This window comes from Sorangium sp. So ce726, from assembly GCF_051521405.1.
Taxonomy (GTDB): Bacteria; Myxococcota_A; Polyangia; order Polyangiales; family Polyangiaceae; genus Sorangium.
In genome coordinates this window covers 12,715,489-12,736,574 of sequence record NZ_CP150349.1, presented here as the reverse complement: position 1 = coordinate 12,736,574, position 21,086 = coordinate 12,715,489, and the positions used below count along the sequence as shown (strand labels likewise).

Below are 21,086 nucleotides of genomic sequence, written 5' to 3'. Positions count from 1 at the left end.
GTGACAGCGCTGTCGCGTCGAGACGGATGCGCCGATGCGGCCACCCCGCAATCATCGCAACCAGGCGAAGCTCGGACGTGCACGCGGGAAAGCTCGGGTGGGACGGGATAACACCGGGCTCCGGTCGGCTCTGCGGGGGCGCGAGGTCTGCGAGGTACATGACGCCACCGACGTCCGCGCAGCGGGTGCCGCGACGCCTACGTGCCTGCACGGAAGCGCGAGCTTCCCGTGTCGACCCGCCGGAGTGAAGGCACCGTACCAGGCTGCCATCGCGCTTCGGCGTACTCCATCCGCGTCGCGAGGCGTACGAGATCGGCGATCTCGGGGACCGCCACGCAGGCCGCCGCGAGCCCCTCGGGGTCGGAGAGCGGGACCGCCAGCTCCAGGCCGCGCTCCTTGATGGTCGCGCGCACGGCCGTGGCGACATTGCCCGCGGCGAAGAGGCCAGCGCGGCGCATCGCGGTGCGGGTCGTCTTGACGGCGCCCTCGTAGGTGATCTTGTCGGCGCTGTCGCAGATCTCGCGGAGGCGACGCTCCGCGCGCGGGGGGATGAGCTGCCAGAGGTTCTGCTCGAGCCGCACCACGGCCGGGTTGCCGCGCGCGCTGTGCGCGGTGGCCTCCAGAGGCCCGAACGCGGCGACGATGGCGGAGAGCAGCGTGCGGAGCTCGTCCTCCGAGCTGGTGTTCACCAGGACGTGGTCGGGCATGGCACCAGCGAGCTGAGCGCCGAGCAGGTAACGCAGCTCGGGGGTGTCCTCGCGGACCTCGCCCCGCAGCAGCACGGCCGGCGGGTTGACCCGGATGACCTGCCCCTCCGGCGGCGACGGAGCAGGCAAGGGAGCGCGCTGGTGGAAGAGCGCGGTGCGCAAAAGGCCGAGGTGAGCGGCCATGACGCCGTAGATCTCCCCGAGGAGGGTCGGCGATGTCGGCTGGATCCGCTCGGAGGGGACGAGCCCAGACTGGCCTGCGTCGCGGCGGTAGAGGCCCGTCTCCCAGACGATCGCGAGCGCCTCGTTGACCGGCGATTCCAGATCGCGGAAGAGCAGCGCGCTCACGAGCTCCGGCGCGTCGCGCTGCGCGGCGAGGGGCGGCGGCGTGACGACGCCCTCGCCGGGCCGGTCGGACGGCTCGTCACCGTCGAAGGCGCGCAGCACGTGCTCGATGGCGCGGGCGTAGGTCATGTTCTTGTCGGCGATCGCGGCCGCCTGAAGGCGCTCCAGGGTGCCCCGATCGCCGAGGTGCAGGTGGGCCTGCATCCGTCGGACCGCCAGCGCCTCCCGAGAGCGATCGTCGCGCGGAGCGAAGCTCTTGATGAGCCGCTCGCCAGCGTCGTACGAGCCCGCGGCGAGCTCGCGGAAGAGCGCTGCCTCCTCGAAGCTCTCGGCCGCGGACGGCGACCACGCGGCCACGAGCCGCGTCGCGGAGGAGGGCGGCTGGATCGACGCCGGGGCGGAGGCCGGGGGCCCGGCCTGCGGCGCGCCGACGCTGGAGCGGGCCGACGCGGCGCCGCCGCGCGCGGCGTTGCTCTCCGCGGCGCCTGACGCAGCGCTCGGGGACGGCGCCGGCGAGGCCGCGGTGCTCGCCGTCCCGTCGAGCAGATCGTCGTCCGAGAGCGCGGGAGCGGTGGATTGCGACGGGTCGTCGGCGATCAACCCCTCGTCGAGCGGGTCGTTGAGCTCGACGAGATCGATGTGCGGGTTGCTCGAGGCCGGCGCGCCGCTCGACGGCGCGCGGCTGCTCGCGGGCCCGACGCCGCTCGACGGCGCGCGGCTGCTCGCGGGCCCGACGCCGCTCGACGGCGCGCGGCTGCTCGCGGGCCCGGCGCCGCTCGACGGCGTACGGCTGCTCGCGGGCCCGGCGCCGCTCGACGGCGTACGGCTACTCGCGGGCCCGACGCCGCTCGACGGCGCGCGGCTGCTCGCGGGTCCGTTCGCCGCCGACGCAGCGCTGGGCGGCGCCTCGGGTGCCGCCTGGGCCGGCTCCGCGGCGGCTGCCCGGAGCGTCGCCGCCTGGGCCACTTCCTCGGGAGGCAAGGTCGCCCGCTCGCTGGCCAGCTCGGCGTTCAGCTCGGCGATCTTCAGCCCCAGCGAGCGATCCGAGCCCGCGAGCACCGTGGCCTGCGAGAGGATCTTCGCCGCGCGATCCGGGTCGCTCGACACGTGCAGGCGCGCGAGCTGCATCAGCGCGCGCGCGCGATCGATCCCCGAGCTCTGCGAGGCGAGCTCTTCGAGCGCCTTCCGGGCGGCCTCGGGCTCGCCTCGCGCAGCCGTGAGCTCCAGCTGGCGGCGCAGCGCCAGCGTGCGCGTCTCGGGCTCCGCCGCGGCCTCCTCGAGCAGGCGAGCGGCCGCCTCGAGATCGCCGGCGTTCTGAGCGGTCTCGGCGGCGGCGAGCGCGACCCGACCGCGCGCGCGCATCCCCTGGAGATCGCCGCCGAGCGCGCGATCGAACAGCGGGAGGGCGGCAGAGAAGTTCCGCTTCAGGGCCAGGCGCTCCGCCATGCCGAGCGCGACCAGCGTGCTCGGGCCGACCTCGGCGTGGCGCCGGGTCAGCTCCCGCATGCCGGCGCCGTGGCCCTGGATGACGTCGAGCGTCTCGGCGAGCAAGAACGCGTGCAGATCGACGTGCGCCGGGCGCAGGCGCGGCGCGATGCGGCCGAGCTCCTCCACCGCGGCCTGCGCGTCGCGCGGCGTCCCGGTCCCGCGCAGGCGATACTCGATGCGGCGCGCCTCGAGGACGGCGTCGGGCGACTCCGGGGCGAGCTTCACGGCGCGGCGAGCGCGCTCGAGCGCCGTCGCGTCGTCCCCGAGCGTCGAGGTGGCGCGCGCCGCCTCGACCAGCAGCTGCGCGCGCCGCTCGGGGGCGTCGCGCGACGCGCTGGCGAGCTGATCGAGCGCCGCGGCGAGCGCGTGGCCATCCCCCTCCCGGCGGGCGATCTCGACGCGGAGCTCGATCACGGCCTCGCGCGGCGCGATGCGAGCGACGCTCTCCAGCGTGTCCTTCGCGGACTCGACATCCCCGCCGCCGAGGTAGCTGCTGCACGCGCGGAGGCTGTACTCGGCCCGCTCGTCGGTGGTCGTCGCGAGATCGCCCAGCCTGCACCAGAGCGGGGCGGCGCGGAGCGGCGTCCCGAGCCGCTCGTGGATGTCCGCGAGGAACCTCAGCGCGCTCACGTCGTCCGGTGACGCCGCGAGCAGGGACTCCAGCTCGGCGCACGCCTCGTCGAGCAGGCCGAGGCGCTGCTCGAGCAGCGCAGCGCGCCGGAGCCGCAGCGCGCGCCTCGTGTCCGGCAGCGGAGCCGCCTCGATGCGGCGCGCGAGGAGGGCGGCGACCGCGGCGTGATCGCCGCGGTCGCTCGCGTCCTGCTCGACGATCTCGACGGCGTGCATGTCGGTGAGATCCAGCCGGGCGATCGCCTCGTAGAGCGCCACCGCGGCGCCGCGATCGCCGAGCTCCTGGGCCAGCGGCGCGAGCTCGCGAAGAACGACCAGCCGCTCCTCGTCGCCGGTCAGGATGCCCTGGAGGCGCGTGAGCACGTCGAAGAGCCGCTGGCGATCGTCGGAGCTCCGCGCGAGCCGGATGAGCTCGTCGATGTGCGCCTTGTCGAACGGCGTCCTCTGGGCGGCCTCCAGGAGGAGCTCCACCGCGCCATGGAGATCGCCGCCGGCGGCGAGGATGCCGGCGTGCTCGCGCGTCAACGCGAGGCGGACGGCATCCGGCAGGTCGATGCGCGCGAGCTCGGACTGGACGAGCGTCTCGAGATCGGCGCTGCGACGTTCGGCCGCGTACAGCCGGCGCAGCCGGGTGACGACCTCGTTGCGCGTCTCGCCCGCGAGCTGGCCGCCGGCGAGCGCCCGCTCCAGGGCGACGGTGGCCTCGGCGCGCTGGCCCTCGCGCTCGTGTTTGTCCGCGAGGTGGAGCAGCGCCTCCAGGCGCCGCGCGACCGGCAGGGCATCGTCCAGCGAGCGCTTCAGCGCATCGTCCCCGCTGGCCTCGACGGCCCCCTCCGCCTCGTACGCGAGCGCGTCGTCCTCCGGCGCGCGCCGGGCGGCCTCCACGAGCAGCGCCGCGGCGACCGGTGGCACGTTCAGGGCGCCTGCGAGCTTGCTCGCCCACCTGAGCAGGCTGGGACCGACGCTCGAGTGCGGCCTCATCGCTGCGGCGTACACCGCCGCGACGAGGTGCGACGCCGGCTCGGTCTGCTGCGCGAGCTCGCCGACGATGTCGAGGAGCGTCTGGAACTCGTCGACGTCGCCGTCGGCGAGCATCGCGCGCTCGATGGCGGCGAGCGCGAGCGCGGCCGAGTCGAGGACGGCGACGGCGATGCGCGCCATCGCGAGCCCCGCGCGGGCCCCCTCGGGGCCGTCGAGCTTCGCGATGCTCGCCTTGACCGCGCGGTCGAAGCGGATGGCCTCGACCTCCGGCTGCCCCGTGCACGCGATGAGATCGCGGATGGCCGCGCCGACGTCCTCGACGAGCGCCGGATCCGGGCGTACGACCATCGCGCGGAGCAGGATGTCGAGGCGCAGCCGGAGGCCCTCCTCTGTGCGGCCGGTGAGGGCCGCGGCGCGCTTCAACCACGCATTGCGCGACGACGGATCGGCCGTCGTCGCCACCCGCTCGAGCGCGCGCACGGCGTCCGACGGCTCGCCGACGTGCTCGGCGAGCCGAGCGAGCAGCACGTACGAGGTGCCCTCGGTCGGGACCGCCTCGAAGCTGGCCACGGCGTGCGCGAGCGCGAGCTCGAACGCGCCGCGCCGCTCCAGCTGCCGCGCCGCGCGGTAATGGGCGGCGCGGCGGCCGTAGCAGCCCAGGGCCGCGTCGGCGAGCAGCCGGTAGGTCTTGTCGAGGACGACGATGCCGCCGTCGGCGTCCGCCGATTTCTCGACCAGCGCGACGGCGTCGGCGCGGAGGGGATCGAGCTCGATCGCGCTCGCCGCCGCAGAGAGCGCGCGCTCGGGCAGGCCGTGCTCGTGCGCCAGGTTGGCTGCCTCGATCAGCAGGTTGGCGCGCCTGCGCCGCTCGGGCCCGACGTCGCCCGACCACCTGTTCTTGTCCGCGGCGAGCTGGGCGCCCCTCTCGCTCCGCGCCTCCGCGGCGCGCGCGACGATCGCCTCGATCGCCGCCTCGACGCCCGCGAACTCGCACATGTCCCGCGCGTAACGCTCGGTGCCGCCGCTCGGCGCGATCTCGCTCGCGCGGAAGAACGCCTCCTCGGCGCCCCGGTGATCCTCCGCCAGGTCCCAGCGCAGGCTGCCGAGCTCACGCCACGCGGCCGCCGCCTCTCCCGCCGTGACGGCGCCCTGCGCGGTGAACGCCCGGGCCTTCGCCTCGGCCAGCGCGATGGCGCCGTCGGAGCTGAGCCCCTTCGCGTCGAGCAGCGACGACTCGAGGCGCTGGACCCGCGCGAGGACCTCGTGAGGATCCGCCTGCACCGCGGCTGCGCGCGTGAGCTCCTGCGCCGCCCCGTCCGGATCCCCGCCGTCGAGCCGGCAATCGGCGAGCATGAACATCAGCTCGGGGGCGTGCGACGCCGTCATCTCGACGGCCAGCCACCGCTCGAGCACGGTCACCGCGAGGTGAGGGTCGCCCGCTCGGCGCGCGAGCTCCAGCAGCCGCTCGCGCAGGAGCGGGTTCTGCGGGCCGAAGACGTCGAGCGAGCGCCTCGCGAGCGCCGTGCCGCGCTCGGGATCGAGGTCGTAGAGGGCGTGCAGCGCGCTCGCCAGCGCCGCCGCCATCTCGCCGAGCGGCTTGGGCTGCGCCAGGATCCACGCGAGCGCGTCCGAGAGCCGGGCCGCGTCGCCGGCGGCCGCGGCCCGGCGGATGAGCTCCGCGGTCGCCTGGGGGCACCCGGGCCGCAGCGCGAGCCAGCGCTGGGTCCACGCGAGCGCGAGCGGCAGCTCGCCCAGCGCCTCCAGCGCCCTCGCGAGGCCGTCGCAGAGCGCGCCGCGCGGGAACACCGTGGTGATGGAGCGCTCGATCGCGGCCGCCACCGCCCGGTCGACCTCGAACGGAGGCGCCTCGCCGGCCTCCGCGGCGGCGGCGAGATCTGCCGTGAGGATGGAGGCGAGCGTGGCCACGGCGCGCGCGGACGACGGATCGGCCTCGCAGGCGAGCAGCGCGACCTCGCGCGAGAGCGCCGCCTCGCGCGCCCGCTGCGTCCGTTGGTAGAGCGCCGCGGCGATCGAGAGCAGCACCGCGCGCAGCGCCGGCCAGACCGGCGCGGCGAGCTGCACGAGCGCGTCGGCGCGCTCCCGCAGGCGCCCGGTCCGGGTGGCCAGCACGAGCGCGGCGCTCGCGGCGCCGCGGTGCCCCGGGGCCTCGCCGAGCAGCGGCAGCACCTCGTCGAGGGCGCGGGCGTCCTGGCCTTGCCGCCGGGCGATCGCCGACAGGAGGAGCCTGGCGCGCACCAGCTCGACCCGCGTCAACAAGGACGCGCGGATCGCCTCGGACCTCGCGGAGCGCGCGCCCTCGGCCTCCGACGCAGGCCGCGTCGCCTCGGCCAGCCGCGCGCGGAGCAGGGCGTCGAGCACGGCGCCGCCCCCGGTCCGCCGGCTCAGCCGATCGAGCGCCAGCAGGCAGCCGCGGTCGGCCGGCAGCGCCCGCGAGAGCCCCACGAGCGCCTCCTCGTAGGCCGCCCGCTCCTTCGGGCGGCCGCGGTAGATCACGACGAGCCGGCGGAGCGCGTCGATCCGCCCCTCGGCGGTGTCCGCGCCGCGCAGCGCGCGCTGCGCCGCGGAGAGCGCCTCGTCCTGCCCCTTGAGCCGATCGGCGATCCGCTGGAGCCCTGCGTCGGCATGCTTCGGGTCGCCGCCGACGTCTTTCAGCGTCTCGAGCGCCCAGCGCGCGAGGCCGGGGTCGCCGATCTTCTCCTCCGCGAGGCGCGCGAGCTCCGAGAGCGCGTCGATCCGCCCCGCCGCGTCCTCCGTCGCCCTCGCGTCCGAGCCCTCGCCGATGCGGATGAGCGCCTCGACGAGGGGCGCCATGTCGTGCAGCGTCGCCGCGTGGTCGCGCAGCGCGGAGCGCGCCGCGGCGCTGCCGGAGTCGCTCGCCGCGGCCTCGATCCAGGCCTCCACCGCGCGGTCGGGGCTCGCGAGCGGGCCAGCGTGGAGCCGCGCCAGCGCCACGTACGCCTCGGCCCTCGACGCCCCGACCCGCTGCTCCGCCCTGAGCTCGATCCGCGCGGCCACGAGCTCGTAGAGCCCCGCCTGCTCGAGCACCTCGTCGATCGCGCGGGCGGCGTCGCCGTCGATCGCCCCGTCGAGGCCCGCGTCGAGCACGCACCCGACGGCGCGCGCCCAGTCGCCCTCGTTCGTCGCGCCCTGGAGCCGGTGGCCGTGCACCTCCATCGCGCGCCGCAGGGCGGAGGGGGCAGAGGCCTCGCCCTCGCCGCGAGGCGCCCGCGCCGCGAGCGCGTCGGCGTGCGTCCGGAGCACCTCGTCGGCTGCGCCCTGCCGGCTGCGCAAGAACAGCGCGGCTGCCATGGCCTTGGCGGCCATGTCGTCGTGAGGCGCGATCTCGAAGGCGCGCAGGCGATCCTCGAACGCCGCCTCCCGCTCCCGCGCGGCCTCGCGCCGCTTGGCCGCCTCCAGGTACGCCTTCGCCGCGGCCGCGGGGAACACCTCGTCCGACGCCCAGGCCGCGATCGTGCCGAGCAGCTCGCTCGCCATCGCGTCGTCCGGGGCGAGCTCGCTCGCCTCTTCGAGCGCGTCGACCGCGCCCGCGACGTCGCTGGCGCGCGCGAGGAGCACGGCGATCTTCACCAGCATCCGCGCCGTCGCGCCGGGCGGCTGCGCGTCGTCGCGGAGGCCGCGCAGCGCCGCCGCGGCCAGGGCTGGCTCGCCCAGCCCGGCCAGCCAGCCGGCGAGCTCGCTCCTCATCGCCGGGTCGTCGCCCAGCGAGAGCGCCCGGCGTGCGAGCGTCGTCGCCTGGTCCAGCTCGACGCCGCGCGCGGCGAGGATCCTCGCGAGGGCGAGGGCTGCCTCGCGCTCCCCTTGCGCGTCGCCGGCGGCGCGGCGCTCGTCCACCCTCGCGCGCCAGTAGGCCTCTTCAGCCCGCGGGCCACGGTGGCGCGACACCGGCGCGATCGCCCTGGCGCCTGCGAGGACCAGCTGCCCCGCAGAGGCGGGCCCGGCAGGCTCCATCAGCTCCGGCGAATGCAGTGACCTCCTGGCGCTCGACGCTGATGCTGCCCGATCCGGAGGTGAAGAGCTCATTTCGGCGACCCGCTTCGGGTATGCTGAACCCGCTCAGCCTACCAGAACGACCCAGGTACAAGGCCAATCTTCCGGTGCAATCTCGCGCTTTACCGGAGCGTCACCGCGAACGGTAACACCGTGAGCGCCCTCTCTCCGGCCAGGAGAGGCGCCATGGAGGCGGCGAAGGTCCCCACCTCCGGCGCGACGCCGAGCCACTCCGGCAGGAGGACGGAAGCCATCGCCTCTCGCGCGCGCTCCTTGAGCGCTGCGCGGTCGGGAGCCCGCGCGCTGCCCTCGTTGGCTTCGTCGCCCGTCGCCAGGAGCTCCAGCAGCCCGCCGTCGTCCTGCTCGATCTCGACCGGCGCGTCCGTCGGCAGCTCCGCCAGCTCGCGCGCGAGCGCGATCGCTCGCTCCAAGCCGCCGAGCTCATCGACGAGCGAGCGTCCTGCGGCCTCGACCCCGCCGAAGATACGTCCCTCCGCCGACGGCGCGATCGTCTCCAGCGGGAGGTTCCGTCCCGCCGTGATGCGCTTCAGGAACAGATCGTAAACCGCCTCCATGGAGGCGAGCACACGGGCGCGTGTGGGCTCGTCCCAGGGTGTGAGCGCCGACATGTACGCGGCGCGCGCTGCCCGCTGAGGATCCGGGTTGGCCGCGACCGTCTCTGCGTTGATCCCGATGTCCGCAAGCGCCTTCCCGACGGCGAACTTGCCGCCCACGACGCCGATCGAGCCGATGATGCTCGTCCGCTCGGCGACGATCTTGGTGCCAGCGCAGGCGAGGTAGTAGCCGCCGCTCGCGGCCATCCCGCCGATCGAGACGACCAGCGGCTTCTTCTGCCGCAGCCGCATCAGCTTCTGCCAGAGCAGATCCGAGGCCAGCGCCGAGCCGCCGGGCGAGTCGATCCGGAGCACGACCGCCTTCGCGCTCTGATCCTCGGTGAGGCGCGTGATCGTTTGCCCGAGCTCGCGCTCGCCGATCCCGTCCGACGAGCCGAGGGGCATCCCCTTGGCGCTCATGGTGATGCCGCCGATCGCCGGGACGACGGCCACATGCGGCGTCCCCAGCGTGCTCGCCCCGGAGACCGAGCGGAACACGTCCACGAGGCTCCGGGAGAAGCTTGAATCGCGCGGGGCGCCACCGAACCGCGGCACAGAGCGCTCGGTGCCAGCGAGCTTCTTCGCGTCCTCGGTCGCGGACTCGAGATCGCCGATCTCGTCCACGAGCGCCCTCGCCTTCGCCTCCTCAGGAGCGAACGGACCGTCCTCGAGGGCCTCCCGGAGCTCCTCCTTGCCGCGCCCCTCCACGATGGCCGACAGCCACGCCTCACGGACCCCGCCGAGCGCGGACTCGAGCGATCGACGTGCCTCGGGGCTCGCCCCTTCCCGCGTGAACGGCTCGCTCGCGCCCTTGAACTTCCCCACCTGGAGGAAGTCGACGTCCACGTTGAGCTTGTCGAGGAGACCCTTCGCGAACACCAGCTGCGCCGCGATGCCCACCGTGTCGACCTGCCCGGCAGGGCTGAGCCAGAGCTTGCTGCAGGCGATGGACGCCAGGAGCATGGTCGCGTTGTTGTACTCGTCCGCGTGGCACACGACCGGTCGCCCCGCCGCGCGGACATCGCCGAGGATCCGGCCGATCTCGTGGGCCCGCGCGAACGCGAGGCGCGCGCTCCCGAGCCGCACGAGGAACCCCTTCGCGGTCGCGGCCCCGGAGAGCGCTCGCAGCGACTGCACGAGCTGCGCGTGGGTCCTGCCGCTCGGCGGGCCGAAGAGCGACGCGGACGCGCTCTCGGGGAGCCCGCGCGAGAGATCGATCTCGATGACCGCCGGCTCGTCGAGGCCCGCCGCGGGGGGCGCCGGCAGCGCCGCCGCCCGCTCTCTCCCGCTGCACCCGGCCATCGATACCGCCACGGCGAGGGCGCCGACGCCCGTCCACCGCACCCCTCGAGCTCGGCGCTTAGTCATGCTTCATTCCAGGCAGATCCGAGGTGTCGATCGGCGGCGCCGTCGCCCCAGGCGCGGCGGTCGGCGGCGGATGCACGCCGGGCAGATCGCTCGTATCGATGGTGCCACCCGGGGCGACGTAGTCGTCGGGCACGCGGCCGTCGTCTGGCTCCGGCTCCGGCCCGCGCCGAGGGCGCCCCGGCGCGCCCGGCGTGGTCGACGGGCTCGCTGGAGGAGCGCTCGCCGCGGTCGACGGGCTCGGCGGAGGAGCGCCCGCCTGCGGGCTCTCCGCGCGCGCGCTCGACGCCGGCTCGGCGACGCTGCCTGGCTCGCCCTGCGCCTTCTCGAGCCGATCGATGAAGGCCCGGAGCGGGCGCGCGAGCGGGTGCGGCCGGCTCGTCGCCAGCAGACGCTCGTTCTCGGCGCGCGCGGCCGCGAGATCGCCGGACCTCGCGAGCGCATAGACGAGGAGCGCCCGCGCTCGCCCGGGGCTCTGCTCGATGCTCGCCGCCGTCCGGAGCCGCTCGACGACGGCGGTCCAGCTCGGATGAGCCTCCGCGAGATCGAGCGCGGCCAGCGTCAGCGCGCTCTCCGGCTGCGCGCTCTCGGCCGAGATCGCGCCGACGAGCTTCCGCGCGGAGGCGAGGTCGCCCTGCATGCGGAGCAGATCGATCGCCGCGCGGGTCACCTCGGCGTTCGCCGGCGCGACGCGCCGCGCGTGCTCGACCTCCTTGCGGGCGCGCTCGATCGCGACGTCGAGCTCGTGCCGCACCGTGTCCAGATCCGCGTCCCCTGCGGCGAGCAGCTGCAGCCGCAGCCACCGCACGTCCGCGTTCACCGTCTCGACCCGGGCCAGCGCCGCCGCGACGCGCGGATCGTCCTCGGCGAGCGCGCTCGCCTTGACGAGCTTGTCCCTCGCCGTCTCCGGATCCCCCTCGGCCAGGCTCCTCTCGCCCTCGGCGAGCAGCGCCGAGACGCGATCGTCGCTCGGCGCAGGCCGGGCCTGGACGGCCGGCTTGAGGTACTTCGGCCCGAGGGTCGCCGCGCTCACCACCATGAGGCCGACGACGATGAGGCCGACGACCCACCGCGCGATCCCCGTCCTCCTCGAGGGCAGCGACGTGATCCCCGCATCGCCGTCCCCCTCGTCGACATAGGAGGGACGCCCCTCGGGCTCCGTGGGTGCGGTCGGCGACCCCGACGTCGCTGCCCGCCGCGACGCGTGGTCCTCGCTCGCCGCGCGCGGCGCCCCGCGCCTCGCCACGGGGGCTTCTTCTCCCGGGCTGTCGGCGGGCGCGGCGGCGCGCTCGATGCGCGGCGGTGGGACGCTGTTCGGCATCCGCAGCGGAACGACGCCTGCAGCGCGCCCCTGCCCGTCGCCGCCGGCGTCCGCGGGCCCGGGCCTGACGCTGCCCTGGCGCACCTCGGCGACCCCCGCACCGCGGAGGGTCCGCGGCTCCTGCCGGCGCGCGGGGTGCCCGTCCGGCAGCGGCGGCGCCTCTTCCGGCGGCACCACGACCCCGGGCAGCGCGCTCGGCTTCGTCATCACCCGCGCGGGGGCGCTGGCCTCGGAATTGTAGGCCGCAGTCTGCGCCCCGCGGCGCGGCGATGGGCGCTCCTTGCCCGACTGGACCTCCCGCACGTCCCGAACGACCGTCTCTGCGTCGTGGATGGACTCGGGGGCGATGTCCGCGTCGCTCTCCGCCCGCGGGAGCGGGATCGCGACCGAGACCTCGGTCTGCACCGGCGCCGGACCGCCGAGCCCTGGAGGCGTCAGCGATCTCGAGCGGCCAGGGAACGGCGAGGGCCCGCCGATGCCCAGCGCGGTCCCGGCCATCACGATGCCGCCCGGCCCCTTGAAGAACGGCTCCAGCTCCGCGATCGACCCGAGCCGCCGCGGCCTCGCGTTGCCGCGCGAGATCACGTCGTCGCGGGTGATCTGGCCCTGGGTGATCGCCGCCTGGAGCTCCCGGAGCATCTTGAACTCGAGCTCCCGGCCGCCGAGCGTGCGCACCACCCACTTCTCGGGGAGCGCGCCGTCGGTGCGGCGGACCTTGAACTGGAAGCCGCAGTTCGTGCACTTGACCGTCGTGCCGCGCTCCGACACGAGCGCGTCGTCGAACTCGTACTCGGTGCTGCAACGCTCGCAGGTGACATCCATCTGCTCGACCGGTCCCCGTGTCCTCGCGAACGGCTGGCCCCCCAGGCGCGAGCCTGCCGGGGTTCCTCGTTCGTGAGGTAGCCGCCCGGAACTCGGCGGAACGGTAGCACGGGTTCCCCTGTGCGCCCCAAAGGGTCGGCGCCGCGCCGCGCCGTCCTCCGCTTTCCTCCGCGGTTCAGGGTTCACGGTCCTCGGCTGTTTCCCCCCTGTCCGGTCCCCCCTGTCCCCCCGATGTCGCGGCCGCCGCCGCGTGGCCTCCGCGAGGCGGGGCACATCCGGGCCGGGCCGGGTCGCGCCTCGCCTCGCCTAGCCGCGCGCGGAGGCCACATGCCGACGTGAACGCGGCTTCACGGCGAGCGCTCGATCGGCCGAAATACGCCGCGACTTGCCAGGCTTGTGTGGGGCATGTCGCTTGCTACGCTCGTCCGGTCGCGACCGTCACGCGCGAGGGCGCGGCTCCTCGACGCCGGGCGGCCGAATGCTTTCGGGAGACGGTGAATGAAGCGACTTACTCTGCTGGGTCTCGCGAGCGTGCTGGCGCCCCTCCTCGCGGGTTGCCCCATCTACGACGACGATGACGCCGACAGCCACTTCTGTGATGCAGAGGACTGCGGGCCCAGCATCCCGAGCGGCTGTAACGTGCCAGCCGACTGCGGGATCAACGAGACCTGCGGCGAGGACAACGAATGCCACGTCGGCGACTGCACGACCTGGGGGTGTAGCCGGGGCTTCGAGTGCGTCATCGCCGACGACCACACCGCCGCCTGCGTCGCGAGCGGCTCCTCCGGGGAGGGGGGCAGCGGCGGGGCCCCCGGCGACGTCGTGTACTGCGGCAACCCGGACGACTGCGCCGATGGCGAGACCTGCGCGCCGGATGGCACGTGTCAGCCCGGCAGCTGCGATCAGGTCCTTCCGAGCGGCGAGCCGCTCGGGTGCATCCACGGCTATGTCTGCGAGGGCGACGACGCCGATGCGATCTGCGTGCCGGCGACCCCGGCCGCGTGCGGCGCCGACGCCGACTGCGCCCGCCTCGGCGCTGACTACCTCTGCGTCAGCGGCATCTGCACCGCGCCCCAGGATCAGTGCTTCGATCAGACGCAGTGTCCGGTCAACGACAAGTGCGTCGAGGGCAAATGCACGCCCGCCTGCAGCGAGGACGCGGACTGCCCCAGCAGCTACCGTTGCGACACGACCCTCGGCATCTGCTCCCACCCTGCGCAGCCCTGCGTCATCACCGACGACTGCGGCGGTCCCTCTGCCGTCTGCGTCGACGGTGCCTGTGTTCCGAGGAGCGACGGCGCCGCCTGCCCCGAGGGCGACGTCTGGGTCGAGAACGGCTGCATCCCGAATCAGTCGAGCAACTTCGTGTGCGGCGAGGATGGAGCGCAGGACGTCTGCGCGCCGGGCTCGATCTGTCTGCACCACAGCTGCTACATCTCGTGCGACCAGCCGAACCCGAACGCCTGCGACAACCAGTCGCCCTCGCTGAGCGAGTGCAGGACCGTGGCGACGTTCTCCGGCGAGCACCAGGTCTGCGGATCGAGCGAGAACCTCGGCGGCGACTGCGATCCCGAGACGCCCTGCAGCGAAGGCAAGATCTGCATCGACGGCTTCTGCAGGTAACACCGCGGCGCTCCTCCGCCGCGATCGCCCGCGATCGCACCTCGGGGCAGGGAAGCCCCCTGCCCTGCCCCCTCCGTGCGCAATATGCCCTTGGCATGCGCGCTGCCTCACGTCCCGCCGGTCACTGTTCCAGCCACGTGAATCCACGCTGAGGGATACGCGTTACGCGCCCCCACGCGATGCGAACCGACGGAGCCACAATGAAGGCAAACGATCTCGTCAATTACATGGCCGACATGTTCCCCTACAGGAGAAGGAGCTCACTCGACTGGATCGTTCCCATGTCGGTCGGGCTCGGCCTTGGCGTCGCCCTCGGCGTCGGGGTCGGCGTCCTGGTCGCGCCGACGTCGGGTGACGAGGCTCGCCGCCGGCTGCGCGACAGCACGAGCCGGCTGCGCGAGCGCGCGGAGAGGGCCAAGGATCGCGCCCTGGGCGCTGCGCAGCGGACCCAGAACCAGATCCAGGAGAAGCTCCAGGAGAGCACCGGCTCGTACTCCAACGAGCTCGGCGCCCGCTGAGCGAGCTCCAGGGGGGCGCGAAGGCGCCGCACCGCCCACGCGCGGAGCGGCGCCTTCCATCATTTCCCGGGATGTGCTCCAGCGGCCGAGCGACATCTGCGCAGCCGGAGCGGCACAAGCGATGCTTTTCCGAGAGCAGATGGATTGAACGAGACACCTCGCGAACCGCGGCACAGGGGCACTCGTCGAATGATGTATTACCGGACGCTCACTGCATTCTTCCCAGGTCGCACGGAAGCCGCGGGCGCACTTGGCCGCCTCCTCGCCCTGGGCGTCGCGGCCGAGGACATCAGCATGGTGCCCAGGCAGCACTCCCGTCTGGACGAGATCGAGCTCACGATCCACAGCAAGGCGTCCGAAGGGGCCGCCCTGGGCGCTGTGATCGGAGGGCTCGTCGGGGGCACGCTCGCCGCGATCACGGCAGGAGGCGCGCTGATCATTCCGCGGCTCGACGCGTTCCTGGCGGGGCCCATCGTCGCGTGCCTCGCGGGAGCGGGCGCCGCTGGCGCGGCCGGCACCCTGCTCGGCGCCGTCCTCGGCGCGCGCCTGCCCGAGTACGAGGCGCGCCGGCTCGACGAGGGCAGCCCCGGCGGCGGCGCGTTGCTCTCCGTGCGGTGCTTGCCCGACGTTTCCCGCAGCGTTGAAGAGGTGCTGAGCGAGAGCGGCGGTCGCCGCATCCGGAAGACCTACAGCCGCAGGGCCTGACGGACGTGCGCCCGGTGTGGCGTGGCCCGGCGACCTTGCGAACGAGCAACGCGCGAGCCGCGCTCCACATCCGGACGCGGCCGGGAGGCGCCCATGAGGGAACCGCCAAGCCGCCAAGGACGCCAAGAAACCTCAAGAATCTTGGCGTCCTTGGCGGCTTGGCGGTTCAAACGACCCACCTTCAGCCAAAGTACCGCGCCACAGGTGGCTGCTGGATCAGGGCGACGAGCCGAGATGGCTCTGGGACCGCGTCTGCTCATCGAGGACGAGCTCGACCGCCTGGGCCAACGCGCTCTTGACGTAGCTGCGCGTCGCGAGCGACCCGAGCCTGCTGAGCACGCGCGGCGTCAGGCCCCCGCCGAGCAGGAACCCCAGCCCAGCCGCCGCTGCGAGCGCCACGTGCGGGTTGTCCCGCGCGAACGCCGAGACCGCCCGCTTGACCTCCGCCGCGTCGAGCCGGCTGAGCGCGTCGTTCACCATCTCCCGCGCGTCGCGCTCCCCTTCGGCCTCGACCTCGCGTGCCGTCATGATGACCTCCTCAACTCAGCCGTGTAACGACCCGTCCGATCAGGTAGCCCACGGCCGCCACCGCGAGGAGCGTGGCCACAGGGCGCTCTTGCACGAGCGAGACGAGCCGCTCGTCCGCGCGGCGGACCTCGCCGAAGAGGCGAGGGACGGCGGCGGGACCATTCGCGCGCCGCTCCCGGCGTCCGGACTCTTGTTCGATGTCTGCATCGTTGGCGATCATCGTGAACCGGTCTCCAGCAATGCCCGAACCACCGCGCGACGTGCATCGGCTGCACGATCTGGAGACCGACCCACCGGCACGGGGCAGCAGGGCGAGGAGAGCCAGAGGAGAAGCGCGCGCGACGAGCGCGGGGCGGAGCGCCTTCCGGGACGTTCGTGCTCACGGACGGAAGGGCGAGTGAGCGACGCGCGTGTGGACCTCGCGACCTCGCGCGCGAGCGCCGCGCTTGCGGGCCGCGCTCGCCAGGTGGCGGGCTCGTGGAGAGCACGCTGGCCGCACGGCGGCGCGCGGCGCAGCGCACGCGCTAGAACGCTAGAAGCGGACGCCGAACGCCCGGAGCGCGCGGCGCAGCGCCTCCGCGCCGTCGCACACCGCCACCCGCTCGGCCTGGGACACCTCCGCAGCCCTCGTCGGGTCCCCCTTGAACCAGACGGCCCGCATCCCTGCCGCGAGGGCGCCGCCGACGTCTGCGGCGAAGGAATCGCCGACGTGGACCACCGCGGGGAGCGGCGCGCCGAGGCGCTCGGCCGTCCACGCGAAGATCTCCCTGCCCGGCTTCTCGAACCCGAGCCGCCCCGAGTCCGCCACCGCCACGAAGTGCGCCGACCAGCCGAGCTCTTCGATCAGCTCCTCGAGCCGGCCCTCCGAGTTCGACAGCACCGCGACCGGTACGCCGGCCTGCCGGAGCTCGATCACGACGTCGATCATCCCCGCGATCGGCCGGCGCCAGAGGTTCTTCCGGGGCTGCTCCGTCCAGAGCCAGTCGACCGCCGCGTCGAGCGCGCTGACCTCGACGCCGCCCGCCTCGAGCAGGCGGCGCATCATGATCTTCCACGGGTGGCCGCCGAGCCCGCGCTGGATCGCCTCGTTGTACGCGCGCCAGCCCTCGTCCACCGCCCCGTCCAGCCGCTCCCGAGGCGCGTCGATGCCCCGCTCGGCGAGGCGGGCGGAGAGCAGCCCGGTGTCGAGCTCCACCAGGGTCTGGCCGAAGTCGAAGGAGACGGCTGTCGCAGGCTCGTTGCGCATGGATTACTCGGCGTACATCGCCTCGATCTCGCGCGCAAAATTCTGGCTCACATTGCGCCGCTTGATCTTGAGCGTCGGCGTCAGCTCGCCGTCCTCGATGGTGAAGCCGCGCGGCAGGATCGAGAACTTCTTGATCGTCTCGACCTGCGCCAGCTCGCCGTTCACCTCGTCGACGGCCTGCTGCACGGCCTCCCTGATCTCGGGCGACGCGTGCGAGAGATCGCGGCCGAGCCCGCGCTCGGCCGAGAGGCGCTTCACCGCGTCGGGGGCCAGCACGAGCAGGGCCGTGAGGAACTTGCGCCCATCGCCGACGACCACCGCCTCGGCGATGAGGTCGTGGCGCTTGAGCGCCTCCTCGATGTTCTTGGGCGAGATGTTCTTTCCGCCGGCCGTGATCAGGATCTCCTTCTTCCGCCCGGTGATGTGGAGGAACCCTTCCTCGTCGAACCGGCCGAGATCCCCCGAGTGGAGCCAGCCATCGACCAGGGCCTGCGCGGTCGCCTCTGGCTCCTTGTAGTAGCCGAGGAACACGGTCGGTCCCTTCACGAGGATCTCGCCGTCGTCCGCGATCTTCACGTCCATGCCTGGCACCGACGGCCCCACAGAGCCGAGCTTCGTCCTGCCCGGCACGTTGTAGCTCGTTGGGCCGGTCACCTCGGACTGGCCGTAGACCTCGGTGATCAGGATGTCGAGCGACGCGAAGAACTCGAGGACCTCCTTCGCGATGGGGGCCGCGCCGCTGCTGAACGCGTGCGCCCGGCCGAGCCCCACGGCCGCCTTCACCTTCGCGTAGACCAGCTTGTCGAAGGCGCGGTGCTGCAGCGCGAGCAGCGGCCCCGGCTGCTCACCTCGGGCGCGGAGCTCGCTGTGCTGGAGCCCGACGCGCCTCGCCTGATCGAGCGTGATTTTCTGCAAGCCCTTCGCGCCGGAGAGCTTCGCGTCGATCCCGGCCCTCAGCTTCTCCCAGACGCGCGGGACCCCGAAGAAGATGGTAGGCCGCACCTCCCTGAGGTTGTCGGCGAGCGCCGCCATCGACTCGGCGAAGTACACGGCCGCGCCGACCGAGGCCGGGATGTGGATCGTGAACATCTGCTCGGCGACGTGCGAAAGAGGCAGGTAGGAGAGCGCGATGTCCCGGGACGAGCACGGGATGAGGCGCTCCGCCATGTCCGCCGAGCGCGTGAGGTTCTCATGGCTCAGCATGACCCCCTTCGGCGGCCCCACCGTCCCGGAGGTGTAGAGCAGCGTCGCTAGGCCCCCCGGCTCGAGCGCGTCGAGCCGCTGATCGAGCAGCTCGTCCGAGATGCGGTCGCCCCGCGCGAGGAACTCATCCCAGGCCAGGATCCGCGGATCGCCCGCGGGCTCCGCGCCCCGCATCATCACCACCCACGAGAGCCGCGGCAGCCGATCCCACTGGCTCAACACCTTCTCCAGCTGGGCCCTGTCCTCGACCAGCACCACCTGCGACCCCGCATGGCGCACGACGTGGCGCACCTCCTCGAGCGAGCACGTCGTGTAAATGCCCGCGGGAGCGCCGCCGATCGCCATGCAGGCCACGTGGAGCACCGCCCACTCGGGCCGGTTGAAGCCGAGGAGGCTGACCGTCGCGCCGGGCTCGAGGCCAAGCGCCAGCAGCGCCTTGCCGGCGCGCCGCACCTCGCCCGCGTACTCCCGGAAGCTGGTCATCCTCCAGAAGCCCCCCTCCTTGACGTAGTGGGCAGGAGCCTCGGGGCGCACCTTCGCCTGGCCTAGCAGGCGCCGCGGTATCGAGTCACAGGGCATCGGGCTACCTCGTTCACGGGCAAGGACGCGCAATCACAGGCGAATTTTCCTGCACCCGCCCGAGATCTGGGAGCGCCTGGGGGGGTGACGCCCCGCACAGTACCAGCAGACGCCGCGGCGTTCTGAGCGTGAAACGTTCCCGCCGGGCGCTTCTGTCCGGCGGCGCTCCGAGCGCACGCGCGGCGGATCCCGCGCTCGATCGCGCGCTGGTGCGGGCCGAGCGCACGGCGGTCCTTGCCGCGGTTACGGGCGGGACGCCGGCCCGCCGTCATGGGCGAGCCGCTCGTCCTCCGCCCGCTGCCGCGCAAACGCTGGCCCGCGTTGTCGTCAGCTTGACTGCACGTCTTTGGATCAGGACCATTCGGCGGTGGGCCAGCGCAAAGGGACGATCGAGGAAGCTGACTGGGCGGCGGACTCCGCCCGCAGCAACGAGCTCGCCGCCTCGGGCCCACCGGAGCGCGTGCGGGCAGCGATCGACGGCGGGACCCTGGTCTCCAGGCAGGGGCTCGTCCCCGCGCCCGAGCCCCCGCCCACCGTCCAGGTGCGGCGCCCGGACCGCGACGCCACGACCACGGTCGGCCGGGATGCGCCGCCGGACGCGGCGCCGTCGCCCTCGGACCGGCACGCGCGGAGCTTCGGAAAGTACCGGTTCATCGCGACGCTCGGTCACGGCGGCATGGCGGACGTGCACCTGGCGGTCTCGGTGGGGCCGGCGGGCTTCAGCAAGCTGCAGGTCATCAAGCGCCTCCGGCCCAACATCGCCGACGAGCCCGAGTTCCGGGACATGCTGCTCGACGAGGCCCGCCTCGCCGCCCGCCTGAACCACCGCAACGTGGTGCAGACCAACGAGGTCGGCCTCGCGGACGGCGAGTACTTCATCGCCATGGAGTACCTCGACGGGCAGCCGCTGAGCCGGGTGATCTCCCGCGCGCGAGAGCAAGCGCGGGCGATCCCGTTCGCCGTCCAGTTCTGGATCCTCAGCGAGGTGCTGGCCGGCCTCCACTACGCCCACGAGCTCGTCGACTACGACGGGGCGCCGCTCAACGTCGTTCACCGCGACATCAGCCCCCACAACATCTTCGTCACCTACGACGGGCAGGTGAAGATCGTCGATTTCGGGATCGCGCTCGCGGCGCACCGCCTCGTCGAGACGCAGACCGGCACGATGAAGGGCAAGGTCGCGTACATGGCGCCGGAGCAGGCGTTCTCGCACTCTTCCCAGATCGATCGGCGCGCGGACGTCTTCTCGGCCGGCGTCATCCTCTGGGAGATGCTCGCCGGCCGCCGCCTCTGGCGCGGGCTCTCGGATCCGCAGATCATCTCGCGCCTGATGCGGGACGTCCCGGACCTGCGGTCCGCGCGCCCCGAGGTGCCCGTCGAGCTCGCGCGCATCTGCGCCAAGGCGCTCGCCCACGCGCCCGACCAGCGCTATTCGACGGCCGCCGCCTTCCGCGCGGAGCTCGATCGCTACGCGGAACGCCTGGAAGAGCAGGTGACAGCCGAGCAGCTCGGCGCGCTCATGCGCGAGCTGTTCGCCAGCGAGCGGTCCGAGATCCGGGCGATCATCGATCGCCAGCTCAAGCAGCTGCAGGAGCACGGCGCCGACGCGGGGAGCGCGGGGCTCGCCGGCCGCGCGGCGAGGCTGCCGTCGCTGCCAGGGCGCGACCCGCTCGACTCGGATCCTCCCGCGCAGGAGGAGGGGGCGACCACGGGCTCTTCGCCGTCGGCGCCCACGCGCGCCCTCCACCGCTCGAGCGCTCCGCAAGCGACGCTCCACGCCGTCGTGCGGACCGAGCCGGCCACGGCCGTTCAGCCCGCGCCGGCGCCGCGGCGCTCCCGGTTGCCGCTCGTCGCGTCCGCAGCGGTCATCGCGCTGGTCGGCGCCGCGACGCTGTACCTGAAGCTGCGCGATCCGGGCCAGCAGAGCCTCCGCGTGACCGCGCCGCCGGCCGAGAGCGCGCTGCCCGCGCCGGCGGCCTCCCCGCCCCGCGCCGAGCCCTCGCCGCCATCCGCCGCGAGCAGCGCTCCACGCGAGCAGATCGACGCGTCGCTCCTCCGCGCATCGATCAAGGCGAGCCCTGCCAGCGCGAAGATCTTCGTCGACGGGATGGAGCTCCCCTCGAACCCGTTCGACGGCAAGCTCATGAAGGACGGCGCGGCGCACCGGATCGAGGTCTCCGCGCCAGGCCACGCCACGCAGCGACGGATGCTCGTGTTTGACCGAGACATCGAGCTCGAAGTGACGCTCTCTCAGGCGCAGAGAGGGCCGGCCCCCGCAGCTACGGCGATCCCGAAGATCGTCAAGCCCCCCGCCGAGGTGGATCCCACCATCCCGCCGCCGAAGCCCGATCCCTACTGACGCGCTCGGTCCGCGGGCGACCG

General features: G+C 73.7%; 11 protein-coding genes. 4 read left to right on the top strand and 7 right to left on the bottom strand.

Annotated features, from left to right (window positions below; genetic code table 11):
• Positions 1-197: 197 nt before the first annotated feature.
• The 3 genes from WME79_RS47420 to WME79_RS47410 form a co-directional block, all read right to left on the bottom strand.
• Complete coding sequence (locus tag WME79_RS47420) at positions 198-8,141, bottom strand: hypothetical protein (RefSeq protein WP_437529158.1); 7,944 nt, start codon at positions 8,139-8,141, stop codon at positions 198-200.
• Between the two features lie 161 nt (positions 8,142-8,302).
• Positions 8,303-10,162: a S49 family peptidase gene (locus tag WME79_RS47415; protein ID WP_437529155.1), complete on the bottom strand. Its 1,860-nt coding sequence runs from the start codon at positions 10,160-10,162 to the stop codon at positions 8,303-8,305.
• The gene (locus tag WME79_RS47410; RefSeq protein ID WP_437529153.1) at positions 10,155-12,302 is read right to left on the bottom strand and encodes a zinc-ribbon domain-containing protein; all 2,148 of its coding nucleotides are present in this window, start codon (positions 12,300-12,302) and stop codon (positions 10,155-10,157) included. The genes WME79_RS47415 and WME79_RS47410 overlap by 8 nt, the downstream gene beginning before the upstream one ends.
• 498 nt (positions 12,303-12,800) lie before the next feature.
• Here WME79_RS47410 and WME79_RS47405 point away from each other — a divergent pair, with 498 nt between their 5' ends.
• From WME79_RS47405 to WME79_RS47395, 3 genes are all read left to right on the top strand, one after another.
• Positions 12,801-13,925, top strand: coding sequence for a hypothetical protein (locus WME79_RS47405; protein ID WP_437529150.1), 1,125 nt, complete (start codon positions 12,801-12,803; stop codon positions 13,923-13,925).
• 200 nt (positions 13,926-14,125) lie between these two features.
• A complete protein-coding gene (locus tag WME79_RS47400) occupies positions 14,126-14,443 on the top strand; it encodes a YtxH domain-containing protein (protein ID WP_437529147.1) in 318 nt (105 codons plus the stop codon).
• A gap of 294 nt (positions 14,444-14,737) precedes the next feature.
• Entirely contained in the window at positions 14,738-15,148 is a 411-nt protein-coding gene (locus WME79_RS47395) for a hypothetical protein (RefSeq protein ID WP_437529145.1), read from the top strand.
• Positions 15,149-15,364: 216 nt separating this feature from the next.
• Here the strand turns inward: WME79_RS47395 and WME79_RS47390 are convergent, their stop codons facing one another.
• The 4 genes from WME79_RS47390 to WME79_RS47375 all read right to left on the bottom strand — a co-directional run bounded on the left by WME79_RS47390 (position 15,365) and on the right by WME79_RS47375 (position 18,704).
• Positions 15,365-15,676, bottom strand: coding sequence for a hypothetical protein (locus WME79_RS47390; RefSeq protein WP_437529142.1), 312 nt, complete (start codon positions 15,674-15,676; stop codon positions 15,365-15,367).
• A 10-nt stretch (positions 15,677-15,686) separates the two neighbouring features.
• Positions 15,687-15,896, bottom strand: a complete 210-nt coding sequence (locus WME79_RS47385) for a hypothetical protein (RefSeq protein WP_437529139.1) — start codon at positions 15,894-15,896, stop codon at positions 15,687-15,689.
• Positions 15,897-16,208: 312 nt separating this feature from the next.
• Positions 16,209-16,922 (bottom strand): HAD family hydrolase, encoded by a 714-nt coding sequence (locus WME79_RS47380; RefSeq protein WP_437529136.1) that lies wholly within the window; start codon positions 16,920-16,922, stop codon positions 16,209-16,211.
• Between the two features lie 3 nt (positions 16,923-16,925).
• On the bottom strand, positions 16,926-18,704 hold the full coding sequence (locus WME79_RS47375; protein WP_437529133.1) for an AMP-dependent synthetase/ligase: 1,779 nt from the start codon (positions 18,702-18,704) through the stop codon (positions 16,926-16,928).
• Between the two features lie 367 nt (positions 18,705-19,071).
• Between WME79_RS47375 and WME79_RS47370 the strand changes: the two genes are divergently transcribed.
• The gene (locus tag WME79_RS47370; protein ID WP_437529130.1) at positions 19,072-21,063 is read left to right on the top strand and encodes a serine/threonine protein kinase; all 1,992 of its coding nucleotides are present in this window, start codon (positions 19,072-19,074) and stop codon (positions 21,061-21,063) included.
• Positions 21,064-21,086: the final 23 nt, after the last annotated feature.